The sequence below is a fragment of the Bradyrhizobium sp. NAS96.2 genome, assembly GCF_001908235.1.
Lineage (GTDB): Bacteria > Pseudomonadota > Alphaproteobacteria > Rhizobiales > Xanthobacteraceae > Bradyrhizobium.
In genome coordinates this window covers 1-17,466 of record NZ_LGHK01000198.1, presented here as the reverse complement: position 1 = coordinate 17,466, position 17,466 = coordinate 1, and the positions used below count along the sequence as shown (strand labels likewise).

The 17,466-nt window shown below is 63.4% G+C and carries 13 protein-coding genes and 1 pseudogene; 11 read left to right on the top strand and 3 right to left on the bottom strand.

The annotated features are described in order from the left end of the window. From AC628_RS33790 to AC628_RS33750, 9 genes are all read left to right on the top strand, one after another. Positions 1 to 2,170 (top strand): TonB-dependent receptor family protein (locus AC628_RS33790; protein WP_245321469.1); only part of this gene is annotated, 2,170 nt, incomplete at its 5' end. A 56-nt stretch (positions 2,171 to 2,226) separates the two neighbouring features. Beyond that, entirely contained in the window at positions 2,227 to 3,408 is a 1,182-nt protein-coding gene (locus AC628_RS33785; protein ID WP_168193511.1) for a sialidase family protein, read from the top strand. Then, on the top strand, positions 3,405 to 3,902 hold the full coding sequence (locus AC628_RS33780; protein ID WP_074131047.1) for a TlpA family protein disulfide reductase: 498 nt from the start codon (positions 3,405 to 3,407) through the stop codon (positions 3,900 to 3,902). The genes AC628_RS33785 and AC628_RS33780 overlap by 4 nt, the downstream gene beginning before the upstream one ends. 34 nt (positions 3,903 to 3,936) lie before the next feature. After that, complete coding sequence (locus tag AC628_RS33775) at positions 3,937 to 4,464, top strand: copper chaperone PCu(A)C (protein ID WP_074131046.1); 528 nt, start codon at positions 3,937 to 3,939, stop codon at positions 4,462 to 4,464. A 7-nt stretch (positions 4,465 to 4,471) separates the two neighbouring features. Then, a complete protein-coding gene (locus tag AC628_RS33770; RefSeq protein WP_074131045.1) occupies positions 4,472 to 4,999 on the top strand; it encodes a YcnI family copper-binding membrane protein in 528 nt (175 codons plus the stop codon). 4 nt (positions 5,000 to 5,003) lie between these two features. Continuing rightward, the gene (locus tag AC628_RS33765) at positions 5,004 to 6,566 is read left to right on the top strand and encodes a copper resistance CopC/CopD family protein (protein WP_074131044.1); all 1,563 of its coding nucleotides are present in this window, start codon (positions 5,004 to 5,006) and stop codon (positions 6,564 to 6,566) included. 164 nt (positions 6,567 to 6,730) lie between these two features. Further along, a complete protein-coding gene (gene proS / locus AC628_RS33760) occupies positions 6,731 to 8,050 on the top strand; it encodes a proline--tRNA ligase (protein WP_074131043.1) in 1,320 nt (439 codons plus the stop codon). Positions 8,051 to 8,121: 71 nt separating this feature from the next. Continuing rightward, on the top strand, positions 8,122 to 9,402 hold the full coding sequence (locus tag AC628_RS33755) for a lipoprotein-releasing ABC transporter permease subunit (RefSeq protein WP_074131042.1): 1,281 nt from the start codon (positions 8,122 to 8,124) through the stop codon (positions 9,400 to 9,402). A gap of 9 nt (positions 9,403 to 9,411) precedes the next feature. Continuing rightward, positions 9,412 to 10,110: an ABC transporter ATP-binding protein gene (locus AC628_RS33750; RefSeq protein WP_050423854.1), complete on the top strand. Its 699-nt coding sequence runs from the start codon at positions 9,412 to 9,414 to the stop codon at positions 10,108 to 10,110. Between the two features lie 108 nt (positions 10,111 to 10,218). Here AC628_RS33750 and AC628_RS33745 read toward each other — a convergent pair whose 3' ends face one another. Beyond that, positions 10,219 to 10,500 (bottom strand): DUF3551 domain-containing protein, encoded by a 282-nt coding sequence (locus AC628_RS33745; RefSeq protein WP_074131041.1) that lies wholly within the window; start codon positions 10,498 to 10,500, stop codon positions 10,219 to 10,221. Between the two features lie 101 nt (positions 10,501 to 10,601). Next, positions 10,602 to 10,904: a DUF3551 domain-containing protein gene (locus tag AC628_RS33740; RefSeq protein WP_245321467.1), complete on the bottom strand. Its 303-nt coding sequence runs from the start codon at positions 10,902 to 10,904 to the stop codon at positions 10,602 to 10,604. A gap of 295 nt (positions 10,905 to 11,199) precedes the next feature. On the opposite strand from AC628_RS33740, the gene AC628_RS33735 reads away from it, so the two are divergent. Together AC628_RS33735 and dnaE are read left to right on the top strand one after the other, a co-directional pair. Continuing rightward, the gene (locus tag AC628_RS33735; protein ID WP_050423852.1) at positions 11,200 to 11,934 is read left to right on the top strand and encodes an outer membrane protein; all 735 of its coding nucleotides are present in this window, start codon (positions 11,200 to 11,202) and stop codon (positions 11,932 to 11,934) included. Between the two features lie 1,068 nt (positions 11,935 to 13,002). After that, positions 13,003 to 16,531, top strand: a pseudogene (gene dnaE / locus AC628_RS33730) (DNA polymerase III subunit alpha). Between the two features lie 250 nt (positions 16,532 to 16,781). Here dnaE and AC628_RS33725 read toward each other — a convergent pair. Next, positions 16,782 to 17,288: a cupin domain-containing protein gene (locus tag AC628_RS33725; RefSeq protein ID WP_083633242.1), complete on the bottom strand. Its 507-nt coding sequence runs from the start codon at positions 17,286 to 17,288 to the stop codon at positions 16,782 to 16,784. Positions 17,289 to 17,466 lie beyond the last annotated feature (178 nt).

Genomic DNA, 17,466 nt, shown 5'->3' with positions numbered 1-17,466 from the left:
CCGCGCCGCGAGGCCGGGAGAGACCGCTGCAGCGGCCCGGAACGGTCTGAACCAGGCGCCGGCCGGCCAGACGCAGACCACCATCGACCGCAGCCAGTTCGACAACCGGCCATCGTTCTCCGTCGCCGATGTGCTGCGGGACAGTCCGGGTATCTCGATCAAGCAGGGCAACGGCCCGCGTGACTTCGGGATCTCGATCCGCGGCTCGAATGCCCGCAACGGCTTCGGCATCCGCAACCTCGTCATCTTCGATGACGGGTTCCCGGTCACCCAGCCGGACGGTCTGTCGCGCAGCGATCTGATCGATCCGCATGCCTATGGCGCGATCGACGTGGTCCGCGGCCCGTCATCGGCGCTCTACGGCAATTACGCGACCGGTGGTGCGCTGAATTTCCGGACCCGGCCGGGCGGCACGATCGACGGCGTCGAATATGGCGTCGACGGCGGCAGCTTCGGCTATCTCAACAACTATCTGGCCGCAGGCAAGAAGGTCGGCAATTTCGAGGGCTCGTTGTTCGCGAGCGACACCCGCGGCGATGGCTACATCGGCAACAGCTGGTTCAACACCCAGACCGTCAACTTCCTCGGCACCCTCCAGGTGACGCCGGACGACCGTTTCACGTTCAAGCTGATCAACAACGATTTGACGGCGCGCCTGCCGATCCGCTCGTCGCTCAACCAATTCAACCAGAACCCGTTCCAGCAGGGCTGCACGACCGGAGCCACCGCCGCGCCGGGATGCGGGACCGTGACCTTGTTCAACAACGGTTTCAATTCGGCGGCGGGCACCGACAAGGAGACCGCGGTCCAGGCGGGCCTCGGGCGCGACGATCGCCGCACCATCGTTGGCGGTCGCTGGGAGCATGATTTCGACAACCAGACCACCTGGCGCAACCAGTTCGTGTTCGACGACCGCAACATCAACCAGCCGACAGGATCGACGAGCGCGATCGGCGATTTCCCGTCGTACAACTATATGAGCGACATCGTCAGGCGCGGCGATATCTTCGGAATGGATACGACGACCTATTTCGGGGGCTTCTACAACACGCTCACGGCCTCGAGCGACACCCGCAATGTAATGCCGGGCGGTAATGCGACGCTGGGCAGCCTCTCCAGCAATTTGTTCAGCACGACGACGAATTACGGCCTTCGCGCGCGCGAGGAACTGAAGCTCACGTCCGCCTTGACGGCGGTCGCCGGCATCGGCTGGGAGACCACCAACCTCACCGGGCGGAACACCGCCTACACCTACACTGGCGCGGCCGGGACGACGACCACAGCCATCACGACGGCAGACCGGCAGTTCCAGAACACTGCGCCTGAGCTCGCGCTGCTCTACCGCCTGAACAGCGAGTGGCAACTCCGCGGGCGCGTGGCAACGGGATATGGCACGCCGCAGGTCAGCAATCTGTTCATCCTGCCGAACGGTTTGTCGGGCAACAACACCCAGCTGCGGACGCAAAAGAATCTCGGTTACGACCTCGGAGCGGATTGGACGCCCAACAACGCGGTCAAAGTCAGCGTCACCGGATTCTACGAGTTCTTCAAGGATGAACTGGTCTCCCAGGCAACGCCGCTCGCGGGTGTCTCTTACACGTTCAATGCGCCGCGGTCGGAACATCGCGGTGTCGAACTGGCCGCCGACTGGAAGTTCCTGCCGGGCTGGCGGTTCTCGGCGGCCTACACCTATCTCGATGAGGTCTACACGGAATACGTCGAGAACATCACCAACGGCGCGGTGTTCAGCTTCAATCGCGCCGGCAACAAGATTCCCGGCATTTCGCCGAACGAGCTCACGACGCGGCTTGGCTACGACCAGATGTCGGGTCCGTTCCAGGGGCTCGGCGGGTTCGTCGAAGTCCAGTGGAAGGATGGCTTCTACATGGACAACGCCAATCTCCTGAGGGCGCCCGGCTACGAGCTCGTCAACCTCAACCTGCACTACAAGACCGATCTGATCTCCGACTACTTCAAGACTCTGAACCTGTTCTTCGAGGTGCGGAATGTGTTCGATCGAACCTACGTGGCTTCGGCGAACAACATTACGAACTCGGTGACGGCGGCAGGCGTTCAAAATCCTGCGAGCATACTGGCGAACAACCCCAACTCGATTTATGCCGGTTCGCCGCGGGCGTTCGTCGCGGGCATGAAGATTGCGTTCAAATGAGGAGCGCATCGATGATTTCTCGCAAATCTGTGGCTCGGACAGTGCTCGCGGCAGCCATGCTCGGAGCCTTGCCGCACCTCGCCGACGCGCAGATGAGCCATCAGCACGCTTCGGAAGCGGCGTGTGAGGAAACCGTCCTGCGTTGCGCGAGCAAGGTCACTCCCGCCTTTGCCCCGGACGGAACGCTATGGCTGGCGTGGAGGGCCGGAGGCCAGATCTCCGTCGCGAGCTCGAAGGATCAGGGCAAGAGCTTTTCCGCGCCGGTGCAGGTGACGCGGGACCGGCTCAACCTGGATTGGGGACCGGACGCGCGGCCGAAGCTTGCGATCGATGCCAAGGGAGACATCGCGCTGGCGTTCTCGATCTTTCGCGATCAGGCCTTCAATGGCCAGGTGCTGACCACGCGCTCGACCGATGGCGGCCACAGCTTTGATCCCCCGAAGCCGATCACTGCAAACAACGAGAGCCAGCGCTTCGAGGCGATCGGCTTCGATCCTGCCGGCGCCGTATTCGCGGTCTGGCTCGACAAGCGCAACCGTGTGCCGGCGCAGCAGCGTGGCGAGAAGTATGACGGTGCCGGACTGTTCTTCGCGTCATCGAAGGACGGTGGTGCGACCTATTCCGACGCGCGGATGGCGGCTGACAACACCTGCGAGTGCTGCCGGCTCGCTTTGGCGTTCGATGGCGCAGGCCATCCGGTGGTGGCGTTTCGCAACATCTTCGATGGCGGTGTACGCGACCATGCGATCGTGACGTTCACCGACCTGGCCAGATCAGGCGAGTTGCATCGGGTGAGCCGCGACGACTGGCAGATCGCGGCATGTCCGCATCATGGTCCCAGCCTGACCATTTCGCCCGCGGGAACCTATCACGTGACGTGGTACACCAACGGCAAGGCACGCAAGGGGCTGTTCTACGCACGGTCACGCGATGGCGGCAAAACCTTCTCCGATCCGCTTCCGATTGGCGAACTGAACCGAAGCCCGTCACGGCCGCAGGTGATCGCGGGCCCGCAGGGGCTGGTGATGGCCTGGAAGGAATTCGACGGGCAAAAGACATCGATCAATCTGATGACCTCGCACGACGACGGAGCAACCTGGTCGAAACCGACTGTTGTCGCGGACACCACCGACAGCTCCGACCATCCGTTGCTCGTGACCGACCACCGGCAAACCTACCTGTCGTGGATGACGAAGGCCGACGGCTACCATTTTCAGGCGATCGAGGGCGAACCATGAAACGCCGTTTTCTCGCTGTTCTGATCGTGCTCGCAACGCTGCCGTCCGCACTCGCGGCAGGCGAGGGCGCGCCAAAGCCGTTCGAACGCGGCAGCTGGCAGAAGCTGCTGCATGCCCATGCCGGCCATCCGACCCTGGTGCATTTTTGGGGCGTGACCTGCGGACCATGCAAGGTCGAGCTGCCGCAGCTCGGCCGGTTCATGAAGGATCACCCCGGTATCGACGTCGTGACGATCAGCGCGGACCTGGTTCCAAACCTGCCGCAGGCAACGCGATCGATGCTGGATAGCGCGGGGCTCGCATCAGCCGAGAACTGGATTTTCGGCGATGGTTTCGCCGAACGATTGAGATTTGAGATTGATCCGGCCTGGCAGGGCGATATCCCGCGAACCATGCTGATCGCCCGGGACGGGACCATCACGACGATCGAAGGATCGGCCGAAATCGCCGATTTGAACAAATGGTCTGACACGCAGGCCGCAGCAATCCGATAACACGACGACTTCAACCTGAAAGGAATCCGTCGCCATGAAGACGCTCTCTCGTATCCTCACTCTCGCGGCGCTGACTGCTGCTGTTGTGTCCACGTCCGCGCGCGCCGAGGACGTCAAGGCCGGCGACCTCGTGATCACGCAGGCGTGGACGCGCGCGACGCCGAACGGCGCCAAGATCGGCGGCGGCTACCTGACGATCGAGAACAAGGGGACGACGCCCGACCGTCTGGTTTCAGGCTCAGCCGATGTCGCCGGCAAGGTCGAAGTCCACGAGATGTCGATGGACAATGGCGTCATGAAGATGCGCGCGCTCGACAAGGGACTGGCCATCGAGCCCGGCAAGACCGTAAAGCTCGCGCCCGGCGGCTTCCATCTGATGATGTTCGACCTGAAGAGCCCGCTGAAGCAGGGCGACAAGGTTCCGGTCACGCTCGAATTCGAGAAGGCCGGCAAGGTCGCGGTCTCGCTCGACGTGCAGGCCGTCGGCGCGCAGGCGCCGGGTGGCAGCGATCACTCCGGCCATGGCGACCATTCCGGTCACATGGACATGAAGAAGATGTGAGGGCGCCATGCGATCACCCACGTTCCTCATCGCAACAGCGGCGCTGCTCGCAGCGTCGCCGGCGATCGCCCATATCACGCTTGAAGGAAAGCAGGCTCCGGTCGGTTCGTACTACAAGGCGGTGTTCGCCGTGCCGCACGGTTGTGCAGGATCGGCGACGATCAAGATCCGCGTGCAGATTCCGGAAGGCGTGATCGGGGTGAAGCCGATGCCGAAGCCCGGCTGGACTCTCGATACGGTCACCGGAAAATACGCCGCCGAATACGACTACCACGGCGCCAAGCTCTCCGAGGGCGTCAAGGAAGTCGCCTGGAGCGGTGGCAAGCTTGCGGACAAGAACTACGACGAGTTCGTGATGCAGACGTTCCTCACCGATATGCTGAAGCCGAACACCGTGCTCTATTTCCCGGTCGTGCAGGAATGCGAGCAGGGCGTCAGCCGCTGGATCGACATCCCGGCCGAGGGGCAGGGCGGCGGGCACGACCATGGCAGCAAGACGCCGGCGCCCGGCGTCAAGCTGCTGCCGAAGTCTTAAAGCCATGCGGCTGGTCGCAACGCTAGCTGCGCTGCTCCTGGCGCTGTGTCTTGCGACCACGGCCCATGCGCATGCCGTCCTGATCGGTGCCGAGCCGGCGGACGGCAGCGTGGTGGCGGAAGCACCGAAGACGGTGGTGCTTCGTTTCAACGAAGCGGTGGCGCCGACTGCGGTCAGCCTGCTCGATGCGGCGGGCAAGCCGCGCGACGTCGCGATCCGCGCCGTCGATCAATCGGTGATGGTGAACCTGCCGGCGGGCCTGCCGCAGGGCACGCAAGTGATCAGCTATCGCGTGGTGTCGCAGGACGGCCATCCGGTTGCGGGTTCATTGCTGTTCTCGATCGGCGTCGTCACCGGCTCGGCGGCGCCGTCAGGCGACGGCGTGCTCCATGCGCTGATCTGGCTGGCGCGGCTCGGGTTCTATCTGGGGCTGTTTGCCGGCGTCGGCGGCGTGTTCTTTGCCGCCTGGATCGGGCAGGGACCGGCGGGCGAGCGGCTGATCATGTGGTCGCTCAAGATCGGCCTCCTCGGCGCGGTTGCCTCGCTTGGCCTGCAGGGCGTCGACCTGCTGAACCTGCCGCTCACGGGCCTCCTGACATGGGCGGCGTGGGCCAGTGCTGCCGGCACCAGCCTGTTTCCCGCCCTGCTGCTCGCGATCGCCGCGATGCTGATCGCGGCGATTGCGTGGCGCAGCCCGTCATTCAGCGCAGCCTTTATCCGCACTGCGGTCGCCATGATCTGTGTCGGACTGTCGTTTGCCGTCAGCGGCCATGCCGCCACCGCCTCACCGCAATGGCTGACGCGGACCGCGCTGTTCATCCACGGCGTCGGCCTCGCCTTCTGGATGGGCGCGCTCGCGCCGCTGGCCGTGCTTGCCTGGCAGCGCAAGGACTCGCTGCTCCGGGTGCTGCGGCGGTTTTCGATGGTGGCGGTGCCGGTCGTCGCGTTGATTGTCCTGTCGGGCCTGGCGCTCGCGATCGTCCAGCTCGAAAGCTTTGGCGCGTTGATCGACACCGAGTATGGCAACGTCCTGATGGCGAAGCTTGTGCTGGTGGCGCTGCTGCTCGGGCTCGCCGCGCTGAACCGATTGATATTCACGCCGGCCATTGCGCGCGAGTTTCACCGGACGCGGCCGCTGCAACGCTCGATCGCGCTCGAATTCGTGCTCATGATCGCGATCCTCGGTCTCGTCGCATTGTGGCGCTTCACGCCGCCGCCGCGCGTGCTGGCAATGTCGGACGACGTTCCGCTCGCGGTCCACATCCACACCGATGCCGCAATGTTCCAGGTGCTGATCGCACCGGGCAAGGTCGGGCAGAACGATTTCGTGCTGCAGCTGATGAACGGCGATGCCAGCCCGTTTGCGGCCAAGGAGGCGACGCTGACGCTGAGCTTGCCGGATCGCGGCATCGAGCCGTTGGAACGCAGCGCCGCGCTCGGATCTGACGGCTACTGGCACGTGAAGAAGGTCCCGTTGCCGGTCCCGGGCCGCTGGCACATGCAGATCGACGCTCTGGTGTCCGATTTCAAGAAAGTGACACTGGAAGACGATTTCGAGGTCAGGTAAGCGCACGATCTGTGCGCCGGGCACTTCGGCGGGACGCAAATCGTTCAAATGGCCGAAAATCGCCTGATTTGAAGGGTTTTTGTCATTCGGCGGCCTTGTGTTTTCACAGCCGATCCGGTTTCACTGCAGCTCTTCCCACGCTTTCCTGATTCCCGAGTAACGCCATGCGATTGTCGCGGTTTTTCCTGCCCATCCTGAAAGAAAATCCGAAAGAGGCGGAGATCGTCTCGCATCGGCTGATGCTGCGCGCGGGCATGATGCGACAGGAGGCCGCCGGCATCTATGCCTGGCTGCCGCTCGGCTTCCGGGTGCTGAAGAAGATCGAGCAGATCGTGCGCGAGGAACAGGACCGCGCCGGTGCCCTCGAACTCTTGATGCCGACGCTGCAGCTTGCCGATCTCTGGCGTGAGAGCGGCCGTTACGATGCCTACGGCCCGGAGATGCTGCGCATCCTCGATCGCCACAAGCGCGAGCTGCTGTACGGGCCGACCAACGAGGAAATGATCACGGAGATCTTCCGCTCCTACGTCAAGTCCTACAGGAACCTGCCGCTCAACCTCTACCATATCCAGTGGAAGTTCCGCGACGAGCAGCGTCCGCGCTTCGGCGTGATGCGCGGCCGCGAATTCCTGATGAAGGATGCCTATTCGTTCGACCTCGACGAGGCCGGCGCCCGGCGCTCCTACAACAAGATGTTCGTTGCGTATCTGCGCACCTTCGCGCGGATGGGCCTGAAGGCGATCCCGATGCGCGCCGAGACCGGCCCGATCGGCGGCGACCTCAGCCACGAATTCATCGTGCTCGCGGAGACGGGTGAGTCCGGCGTCTACATCAATCGTGATGTGCTGGATCTGCCGGTGCCGGGCGAGGACGTCGATTACGACGGCGACCTCACGCCGATCATCAAGCAGTGGACCTCGGTCTATGCTGCGACCGAAGATGTTCACGAGGCTGCGCGCTTCGAGCAGGAAGTGCCCGAAGCAAAGCGGCTGAACACCCGCGGCATCGAAGTCGGCCAGATCTTCTATTTCGGCACCAAATATTCCGACACCATGAAGGCGATGGTGGCCGGGCCCGATGGCGTCGACGTGCCGATCCATGGCGGTTCCTATGGCGTCGGCGTGTCGCGTCTGGTCGGTGCGATCATCGAGGCTTGTCACGACGACGCGGGCATCAAGTGGCCCGAAGCGGTTGCGCCGTTCCGCGCCGCGATCCTCAACCTCAAGCAGGGCGATGCCGCGGTCGACGGCGCCTGTGAGCAGCTCTACCGCGAGCTCTCGGCGAAGGGCGTCGATGTGCTCTACGACGACACCGATCAGCGTGCCGGCGCCAAGTTCGCCGCGGCCGATCTGATCGGCATTCCCTGGCAGATTCTGGTCGGGCCGAAGGGGCTTGCGGAGGGCAAGGTAGAGGTGAAGCGCCGCAGCGATGGTTCACGCGACAATATGAGCCCCGCCGACGTCGTCGCGAAGCTCGCGGGTTAAAGTTTATTCACGCCGCGCGATCGGCGGGGTAATCCGGCCACATTTGGCCCGAATCATGGGATTATCGAGAGATGGATGAGACCATGAGCGAGCCAGTCCGTACCCCGCCTTTTGCGCCATTCGAATGGCTGCTGTCCGGACGCTATCTGCGCGCGCGGCGCAAGGAAGGCTTCATTTCGGTCATCGCCGGCTTTTCGTTCCTCGGCATCATGCTCGGCGTTGCCACGCTGATCGTGGTGATGGCCGTCATGAACGGCTTCCGCAAGGAATTGCTCGACAAGATCCTTGGCCTCAACGGCCACCTTCTGGTGCAGCCGCTGGAATCGCCGCTGACCGACTGGAAGGACGTCGCCGACCGTATCAGCCAGGTCCAGGGCATTCGCCTCGCCGCGCCGGTCGTGGACGGGCAGGGGCTCGGATCATCGCCGTTCAACGCCGCCGGCGTGTTCATCCGCGGCATCCGCGCCGACGATCTCAACAACCTCACCTCGATCGCCAAGAACGTCAAGCAGGGCACGCTCGAGGGGTTTGACGAGGGGCAGGGGGTCGCGATCGGCCGCCGGCTCGCCGACCAGCTCTCGCTGCATGCCGGCGACATGATCACGCTGGTCTCGCCGAAAGGCGCGGTGACGCCGATGGGCACCACGCCGCGCATCAAGCCGTACAAGATCACCGCCGTGTTCGAGATCGGCATGTCGGAATATGACTCGACCTTCGTGTTCATGCCGCTCGCCGAAGCGCAGGCCTATTTCAATCGCAACAATGACGTGTCCTCGATCGAGGTGTTCACCACCAATCCGGACAAGATCGACACCTACCGCAAGCTGGTGACGGAGGCGGCCGGGCGGCCGGTCTTCCTGGTCGACTGGCGGCAGCGCAATTCGACGTTCTTCAATGCGTTGCAGGTCGAGCGCAACGTGATGTTCCTGATCCTGACCATGATCGTGCTGGTCGCGGCGCTCAACATCGTCTCCGGCTTGATCATGCTGGTGAAGGACAAGGGGCAGGACATCGCGATCCTGCGCACCATGGGCGCCTCGCAAGGCTCGATCATGCGGATATTCCTGATCACCGGTGCCTCGATCGGCGTGGTCGGAACGCTGACCGGCTTTGCGGTCGGTATGCTGATCTGCCTGAACATCGAATCGATCAGGCAGTTCCTGTCATGGCTCACCAACACCGAGCTGTTCTCGCCCGAATTGTATTTCCTCTCCAAGCTTCCGGCCGAGGTCGATTTCGGCGAGACTCTCGCCGTCGTGATCATGGCTCTGACGCTGTCCTTCCTTGCGACGCTCTACCCGTCGTGGCGCGCCGCGCGCCTCGATCCGGTCGAAGCGCTCCGGTACGAATAAGGAGCCCACATGGCGGAGGGGGCGGAAGACGTACCGGTCGTCTATCTTCATGATATCAAGCGGGAATACAGGCAGGGCGAGGCGACGCTGACGGTCCTGAACGGCGCCAAGCTCGCGCTGTGGCCCGGTCAATCCGTGGCGCTGGTGGCGCCCTCAGGTTCCGGCAAGTCGACGCTGCTGCACATCGCCGGCCTGCTCGAGAGCCCGGACGACGGCGAGGTCTATGTCGCGGGTACGCCGACCTCGCAGATGTCCGACGTCGACCGCACGCAGATTCGCCGCTCCGATATCGGCTTCGTCTATCAATCGCACCGGCTTCTGCCGGAGTTCTCGGCGCTCGAGAACGTCATGCTGCCGCAGATGATTCGTGGCCTGAAGCGCTCCGAAACGGTGAAACGGGCGACCGAGATCCTCGCCTATCTCGGGCTCGGCGACCGCATCACCCATCGTCCGGCCGAGCTGTCGGGCGGCGAACAGCAACGCGTGGCGATCGCGCGCGCGGTTGCCAACGCACCGCGGGTGCTGTTTGCGGACGAGCCGACCGGAAATCTGGATCCGGCAACCGCCGATCACGTCTTCAACGCGCTGATGCAATTGGTGAAGGCGACCCGGGTCGCGATGCTGATCGCGACCCACAACATGGAGCTCGCCGCGCGGATGGATCGCCGCGTCTCGCTGTCGAACGGGCAGGTCGTCGAGCTCGAGTAAGCCGTCCTCACGTGAAGTGGCTAACGGCTTGCGTTAAGATCGTGCGTCAAGACATTGAACTAAAATATTTTTTCGTCCCGTTTAATCGAAGCGGGAAGGCTCTCATCCTCAATATCCGGAGCGCCGCGCGCGGCCAGGCTCGCGCGAGCGGCCGCCACTCGGCGGCCCGGCATAATAGGGGTTGTTGATGCAGATCGCGGCAAGGCCTGACGCCGATGCCTGGCACTGCGCCAGCGACGTGTAGCCGCAGTCGGTATCCTCACCGCCCCAGCGGTAGTTGGTTTTGCAGACCGGCGAGGTCGTGTCGTATTTCTGGGCGTTAGCTGGTGCGCTGGCGACGGTACCCAAAGCCAAAACTGCCGGGAATAGCGCCGGAATCAGGCTGCGCATCGGAATCTCCAGTCAATCAGGCGTCAGCGACGCTCATGGCGCGAACAGGCACCGGCATGGGTGATGCATCAACTCACATTCCCGCGCTGATCTCGGCCGCATCAGCGGTCAGTGAAGAACAGATCGAAGAAATTGCCCTCGCGACGATCCCGCGGGGGGACGTGCAGATAGGAGCGCGGGTCGTTATCGCCGGCATAATAAGGGTTGGCGATGCAGTTCTGCCCGATGCCCGATGCCGTGGCCAGGCACGCCTCATAGGAGGGATAGGAGCAGTTGCTCAGGCCGGGATAGCGGTCGCCCTGGATGCAGAACGGGTAGCGGACGCCGACCGCATGCGAGGGCGCCGTACCAAGCGATGCGAGCGCGACCGCAGACGCCGCAGCAGCCAGAATCATCGTCCGCATGTGCATTCCTTATCGCTGCGAAGATTCGATCTTGGCGACGATCCAAATCGGACAAGCCGGTTCCGGTCAACACGATCTTGCGGGTCGCGGCGCGCGCGGTTTTTGAATTGTGAAGTTTCTGCGGCAGTTATGTGGCAAAAGTTCCAAGAAGTGCTTGTAATACAGTATTAACTTCAAATTTGAGCGAAGTCGTTTGGCCCTGCCTGTTGCAGCGAAGTTACAGCAATTCTGTCGAGGGGTGCTATGACGGTGTCTCGCGGCCTTGGGGGCCTGTAGAAAAAGTTGGAACGGGAAAATGAAAAAGATTTTGCTTGTCACCGCCAGCATGATTGCGCTCAGCGCGACGGCTGCTTCCGCGGCTGACCTCGCGGCTCGCCCTTACACCAAGGCTCCGCCGCCCATGGTTGCCGCTGTTTATGATTGGACCGGCTTCTACATCGGTATCAACGGTGGTTGGGGCCAGAGCCACGACAACCGTTCGGTCGATGGTGTCGGCAGCGTCGGCAGCTACGACGCCAACGGCGGCACCGTCGGTGGCCAGATCGGCTACCGCTGGCAGACCGGCGGCTGGGTCTGGGGTCTGGAAGCTCAGGGCAACTGGGCTGACTTCACCGGCAGCACCGGCAACCTGCTCGTCCCGGGCGGCACCGTTCGCTCGAAGACGGACGCGTTCGGCCTGTTCACCGGTCAGATCGGCTACGCCTGGAACAACGTCCTGCTGTACGCCAAGGGCGGTGCTGCGGTCACCGATCGCAACTACCAGTTCCTGGCACCGGGCGGCGCCCTGGCGTCCTCGACCGGCTTCGACACCCGTTGGAGCCCGACGGTCGGTGTTGGCCTCGAATTCGCCTTCTCGCAGGGCTGGTCGCTCGGCGTGGAATACAACCACATCTTCGAAGACACCCACGGCGCGACCTTCGTCACCCCGGCTGGTGTTGCCGTTGCTGGCTTCCACACCGGTGGCGACACCGACATGGTCCTCGGCCGTCTGAACTACAAGTTCGGTGGCCCGATCATCGCCAAGTACTGATACTGATTGCTCGCTTGATCCAAGCGGCATCGAAAACCCCGGGCTTCGGCCCGGGGTTTTTTGTTGGCTCGGCGGATCCTCCTACCTGAGCAATGACCGAGCCTGGACCATCAATCGAAATCGGCGAAGTCGAGCCCGCTATTGGTCTTGGCTGCATCGTGGACGCAATCCGAGTACGCGCGCCACCTTTCGACACTATCAGGATCACGGATAGAAGAGCGCCCGGCGCGGGCGGCAACTGTTCGGGGCTATCCCAGCTAGGACACCCGACGCGGCAAATTCGGACGAATGGAAAAGCCTCACCCGTCGTTTCCAACGGATGAGGCTCCCAAGCAAGGGCATGCTTTTCGCTGAGCTGAGAACTCAGCGCGGCTTAACGGTTAGCTGCGCCGGCTTACGCGAGCCTGACGAGGGGAACTTTTATTTCCGAATTTGTCGGAGACAAATGAACAACGCCCGGCAACCGCAAGGCTGCCGGGCGGTAACTGTTCTCTCCATGTTGCAGTGGCTGCATCTAAGCATTTCTGGCTGACACCAGCCTTACGGCTGGTCCTGCATCGTGATGCCTCGGAATTGGAGTGCGTCCCCGTCACGTCTCGGCGTGATCTTTCCGCCTAATCAGCCGAATTAACCAAGCGAATTGTTTCGAGGGCAGTTTTCAAACTGACCCAATACGCCTGCTTGACTCCAAGAACAAAAAAGGAACAATGTTCTGCATACGTTCCAGTTCAGGGAGAGCGGCCATGTTGAAGATTTTCGTGCAGGAAGCTGCAGCGCTGGCATCGATCACGCTGTTCGTCGGGATGATCGCGGTTTGGGCCCAGCTGATCACCCAGTTCTGAAAATGTGCGCGCGGGGGCAGGGGCATAGCTCGCCTTTGGTGACCCCTCCAATGTCCCCTTCAATGTCCCCCTGGGGAAAAGCGGGAGGACCCGCCGCCACGCCGCGTTCGGCGTGGACTTGGCAGGGTGAAGGCCCCACGATGGGGATGCGAGTCGGGTCTGACGCTTCCGAGCTCCGGCTTTGGCACTCGCTCCATCCCTGACGCAAGAGATCCCCTAAGCAGCCATGCCGAATGCCGGATTCGTTCATCTTCACGTTCATTCCGCCTATTCGCTGCTGAAGGGCTCGATCAAGATCGCCAAGCTCGGCGAGCTCGCGAAGGCCGACCGCCAGCCGGCGCTGGCGCTCACCGATACCGACAACATGTTCGGGGCGCTGGAATTCTCCGACAAGATGGCCGGCTACGGCATCCAGCCGATCGTCGGCTGCGAGGTTGCGGTGGATTTCGGCGATGTCGACCCCAATACGCGGAGCATCCTGGCGACGACCGGACCTACGCGAATCGTGCTGCTGGCGGCACGTGAGCGCGGGTACCAGAACCTGATGCGGCTGAACTCGCGGGCGTTCCTGGAGACGCCGGTCAACCACACGCCGCACATCAAGCTCGACTGGCTCGCCGACAACGCCGAAGACCTGATCGCGCTCACCGGGGGGCCCGACGGGCCGATCGCGCTGGCGCTGCGCGCCGAGCAGGCGGCGCTGGCGGCCACGCGCTGCGAACGCCTGGCCGGCCTGTTTGGCGATCGCGTCTACATCGAATTGCAACGCCACGGCATCGACAAGGAGCGCCGCACCGAAGGCGGCCTGATCGATCTCGCCTATGCGAAGGGCCTGCCGCTGGTTGCGACCAACGAGCCGTATTTCGCCAGCAGCGACGACTACGAATCGCATGACGCGCTGCTGTGCATCGCTGGCGGCCACCTGATCGCCGAGACCAACCGCGAGCAATTGACCCCGGATCACCGCTTCAAGACCCGCGCGGAAATGGCGGTGCTGTTCGCCGACATTCCGGAGGCGCTGGCCTCGACGGTGGAGATCGCCGAGCGCTGCTCGTTCCGGCCGAAGACCCGCAAGCCGATCCTGCCGTTCTTCACGGTCGGTGCCGCACAGAGTTCCGATGCCGCCGCCGACGAGGCCGCCGAGCTGAAGCGCCAGGCCGAGGAGGGGCTCGCGAATCGTCTCCGGGTGCACGGTCTCTCGCCGGGCATGACGGAGGAGGACTACAGCAAGCGGCTGGCCTTCGAGCTCGACGTCATCACCCGCATGAAATACGCGGGTTACTTCCTGATCGTGTCGGACTTCATCAAATGGGCGAAGGCGCAGGGCATTCCGGTCGGACCGGGCCGCGGCTCCGGCGCGGGCTCGCTGGTCGCATGGGTGCTCACCATCACTGACCTCGATCCGATGCGGTTCGCGCTGCTGTTCGAGCGCTTCCTCAATCCGGAACGCGTCTCGATGCCGGACTTCGACATCGACTTCTGCCAGGACCGCCGCGGCGAGGTGATCCAGTACGTGCAGGAGCGCTACGGCCGCGACCAGGTGGCGCAGATCATCACCTTCGGTACGTTGCAGGCGCGCGGCGTGCTGCGCGACGTCGGGCGCGTGCTGCAGATGCCGTACGGGCAGGTCGACAAGCTGACCAAGCTGGTGCCGCAAAATCCCGCCGCGCCGGTGACGCTGGCGCAGGCGATCGAGGGCGAGCCGAAGCTGCAGGCGTTCCGCGACGAGGATCCGGTGGTGGCGCGTGCCTTCGACATCGCGCAGCGCCTCGAGGGTCTGACGCGCCACGCCTCGACCCACGCCGCGGGTATCGTGATCGGTGACCGGCCGCTGAGCGAGCTGGTGCCGATGTACCGCGATCCGAAATCCGACATGCCGGTCACCCAGTTCAACATGAAATGGGTCGAGCCGGCGGGGCTCGTGAAGTTCGACTTCCTCGGTCTGAAGACGCTGACGGTGCTCGACGTCGCGGTCAAGCTGCTCAAGCAGCGCGACGTCCATGTCGACCTCGCGACGCTGCCGATCGACGATGCGCCGAGCTACCAGATGCTGGCGCGCGGCGATGTGGTCGGCGTGTTCCAGGTGGAAAGCCAGGGCATGCGGCGCGCGCTGATCGACATGCGGCCGGACCGCTTCGAGGATATCATCGCGCTGGTGGCGCTGTATCGCCCGGGCCCGATGGCGAACATCCCGACCTATTGCGCGCGCAAGCACGGCGACGAGGAATCGGAATATCTGCATCCGATCCTGGAGCCGATCCTGAAGGAGACCTTCGGCGTCATCATCTACCAGGAACAGGTGATGCAGATCGCGCAGCAGATGGCGGGCTACTCGCTCGGCCAGGCCGACCTGCTGCGCCGCGCGATGGGCAAGAAGATCCGCGCCGAGATGGACAAGCAGCGCGACATCTTCGTCGCCGGCGCGATGAAGAACGGCGTGGCGAAGGGGCAGGCGGAGACGATCTTCGAGCTGCTCGCCAAGTTCGCCGACTACGGCTTCAACAAGAGCCACGCGGCGGCCTATGCGCTGGTGTCGTACCACACCGCCTACATGAAGGCGCATTACCCGGTCGAGTTCCTCGCGGCGTCGATGACGCTGGAACTCAACAACACCGACAAGTTGTCCGAATTCCGCTCCGAGGCGCAGCGGCTCGGCATCAAGGTCGAGGCGCCCAACATCAACCGCTCCGGCCCGACCTTCGAGGTCAGCGGCAACACGATCTACTACGCGCTCGCCGCGCTGAAGGGCGTCGGTATCCAGGCGGTGGAGCAGATCATCGAGGAGCGCAACAAGAAGGGCGCCTTCACCTCGCTGGCCGATTTCGCGGCGCGGGTAAGCCCGCGCGCCGTCAACAAGCGGATCATCGAAAGTCTTGCGGCGGCCGGCGCCTTCGACACGCTGGACCCGAACCGGGCCCGCGTCTTCGCCGGCGCCGATGCGATCCTTGCCGCCTGCCAGCGCAGCCACGAGGCGGCGACCTCGGGCCAGAACGACATGTTCGGCAGCGCGCCGGACGCGCCCAGCATCATCCTGCCGCAGGTCGAGCCGTGGCTGCCGGCGGACCGGTTGCGGCGCGAGTATGATGCGATCGGCTTCTTCCTGTCGGGTCATCCGCTCGACGACTACGCCACCGCGCTGAAGCGGCTGCGGGTGCAATCCTGGGCGGAGTTCTCGCGCGCGGTGAAGACCGGCGCCACCGCGGGTAAGGTCGCGGCAACCGTGGTGTCGCGCATGGAGCGGCGCACCAAGACTGGCAACAAGATGGGCATCATGGGCCTGTCGGATCCGACCGGCCATTTCGAGGCAGTGCTGTTCTCAGAAGGATTGGCGCAGTACCGCGACGTGCTTGAGCCGGGCGCAGCCGTGCTGCTGCAACTCGGCGCCGAGCTGCAGGGCGAGGATGTGCGGGCGAGGGTGCTGCACGCCGAGCCGCTCGATCATGCCGCGGCCAAGACGCAAAAGGGCCTGCGGATCTTCGTGCGCGACACCAAGCCGCTGGATTCGATCGCCCGCCGCCTCAACATGCCGGACGCCGCGCCGGCCCCGGGCGGTCCCGCAAAGGCGCCTGTGGTGAAGCCGGCAGCCGCGCCGGCAGCACCGATGGCGGGGGGCGGACGGCGACGTCTCGCTGGTGATGATGCTGGACCTTGAAACCGAGGTCGAGATGAAGCTGCCCGGCCGCTACAAGGTCTCGCCGCAGATCGCCGGCGCGATCAAGGCGGTCGCGGGCGTGGTCGACGTGCAGACGCTGTAGGGCAGGGCGATCGCATTCGGCTTCTAAAGGGGCGGCGTTTCACTGTAGTCAGGCGCAAAATGAAGACATTTCAATTAGGCCGGTGTACCCATAAAGCCTGGCCGCGTGATGCAACGCAGACTACGTCCGCTTTGCTCCCTTAGCGACTAAGTTTATGCGGCGGCGCAATAATGTCGCGATGGGCCAGTTTCAGACATAAAAAGCGGCAGACTTCTGGCTCGCATCAATGCGAATGAACGCTGTCGTCGGGTCAAATCAAACGGAATCGCGCGCACAAGCCGGGTACGCTGTCGTAGTCCATGTCCAATTCATACTTCGTGAGAAGCGGGCCAGCCTTGCTTCTGTCGGGCCAGATAGCGCGCAATTCGCGAAAGTAGTCTTCGAAACCACCAGGTGAAATGACTTCGATGATCTCGCAGGGAGTGTCACCCGAGTTCCAGAACGTATGCCACTGCTCGCGCGGCTTGAAAACCCAGGTGCCTGGTTCAGCTGTGACGACGTGGTCGCCCAGCAGCGCCCCGAACATTCCTGTCAACACATAGGAATGCTCATCTTCGCGATGGTGACGATGCAAGGGCGCCGCCAACGTGCGGGGCGGTAATTGATGATGAACTACGGAGAAGCGGCCGCCGGTTTGAGCACCGTCAATTTTCCATTGAATGCCGAGGCGGCCGGTGTGGAATGTCTCGCCAGACGCGAAAGGAATCAATAGCGGTGCGAAAGGAGAAGCTGCTTGCCCCGAGAACGTGCCGCTCATGCTATCGACGCTCCCTAATGTTGTGGTGCGGTCACGATACAGCATTTTTCAAATAATGTCCGCTCGGGGTGTGCGCCGTGAGAAGGCGGCGCTTTCCAGTGGGTGCAAACCCCACCCGGCAAACGCTCCAGCCGGAAGCAATCGGAGCAGTCATGGAGGTAACGAAGTGGCTGAAGCC

What these genes read in the sequence shown, in the direction of transcription:
- AC628_RS33755 (WP_074131042.1), top strand. Translation starts at nt 8,122, where the DNA reads ATGGATGAGACCATGAGCGAGCCAGTCCGTACCCCGCCTTTTGCGCCA.
- AC628_RS33735 (WP_050423852.1), top strand. Translation starts at nt 11,200, where the DNA reads ATGAAAAAGATTTTGCTTGTCACCGCCAGCATGATTGCGCTCAGCGCG.
- AC628_RS33765 (WP_074131044.1), top strand. Translation starts at nt 5,004, where the DNA reads ATGCGGCTGGTCGCAACGCTAGCTGCGCTGCTCCTGGCGCTGTGTCTT.
- AC628_RS33780 (WP_074131047.1), top strand. Translation starts at nt 3,405, where the DNA reads ATGAAACGCCGTTTTCTCGCTGTTCTGATCGTGCTCGCAACGCTGCCG.
- AC628_RS33775 (WP_074131046.1), top strand. Translation starts at nt 3,937, where the DNA reads ATGAAGACGCTCTCTCGTATCCTCACTCTCGCGGCGCTGACTGCTGCT.
- AC628_RS33770 (WP_074131045.1), top strand. Translation starts at nt 4,472, where the DNA reads ATGCGATCACCCACGTTCCTCATCGCAACAGCGGCGCTGCTCGCAGCG.
- AC628_RS33740 (WP_245321467.1), bottom strand. Translation starts at nt 10,904, where the DNA reads ATGCGGACGATGATTCTGGCTGCTGCGGCGTCTGCGGTCGCGCTCGCA.
- AC628_RS33725 (WP_083633242.1), bottom strand. Translation starts at nt 17,288, where the DNA reads ATGAGCGGCACGTTCTCGGGGCAAGCAGCTTCTCCTTTCGCACCGCTA.
- AC628_RS33750 (WP_050423854.1), top strand. Translation starts at nt 9,412, where the DNA reads ATGGCGGAGGGGGCGGAAGACGTACCGGTCGTCTATCTTCATGATATC.
- AC628_RS33785 (WP_168193511.1), top strand. Translation starts at nt 2,227, where the DNA reads ATGCTCGGAGCCTTGCCGCACCTCGCCGACGCGCAGATGAGCCATCAG.
- proS (WP_074131043.1), top strand. Translation starts at nt 6,731, where the DNA reads ATGCGATTGTCGCGGTTTTTCCTGCCCATCCTGAAAGAAAATCCGAAA.
- AC628_RS33745 (WP_074131041.1), bottom strand. Translation starts at nt 10,500, where the DNA reads ATGCGCAGCCTGATTCCGGCGCTATTCCCGGCAGTTTTGGCTTTGGGT.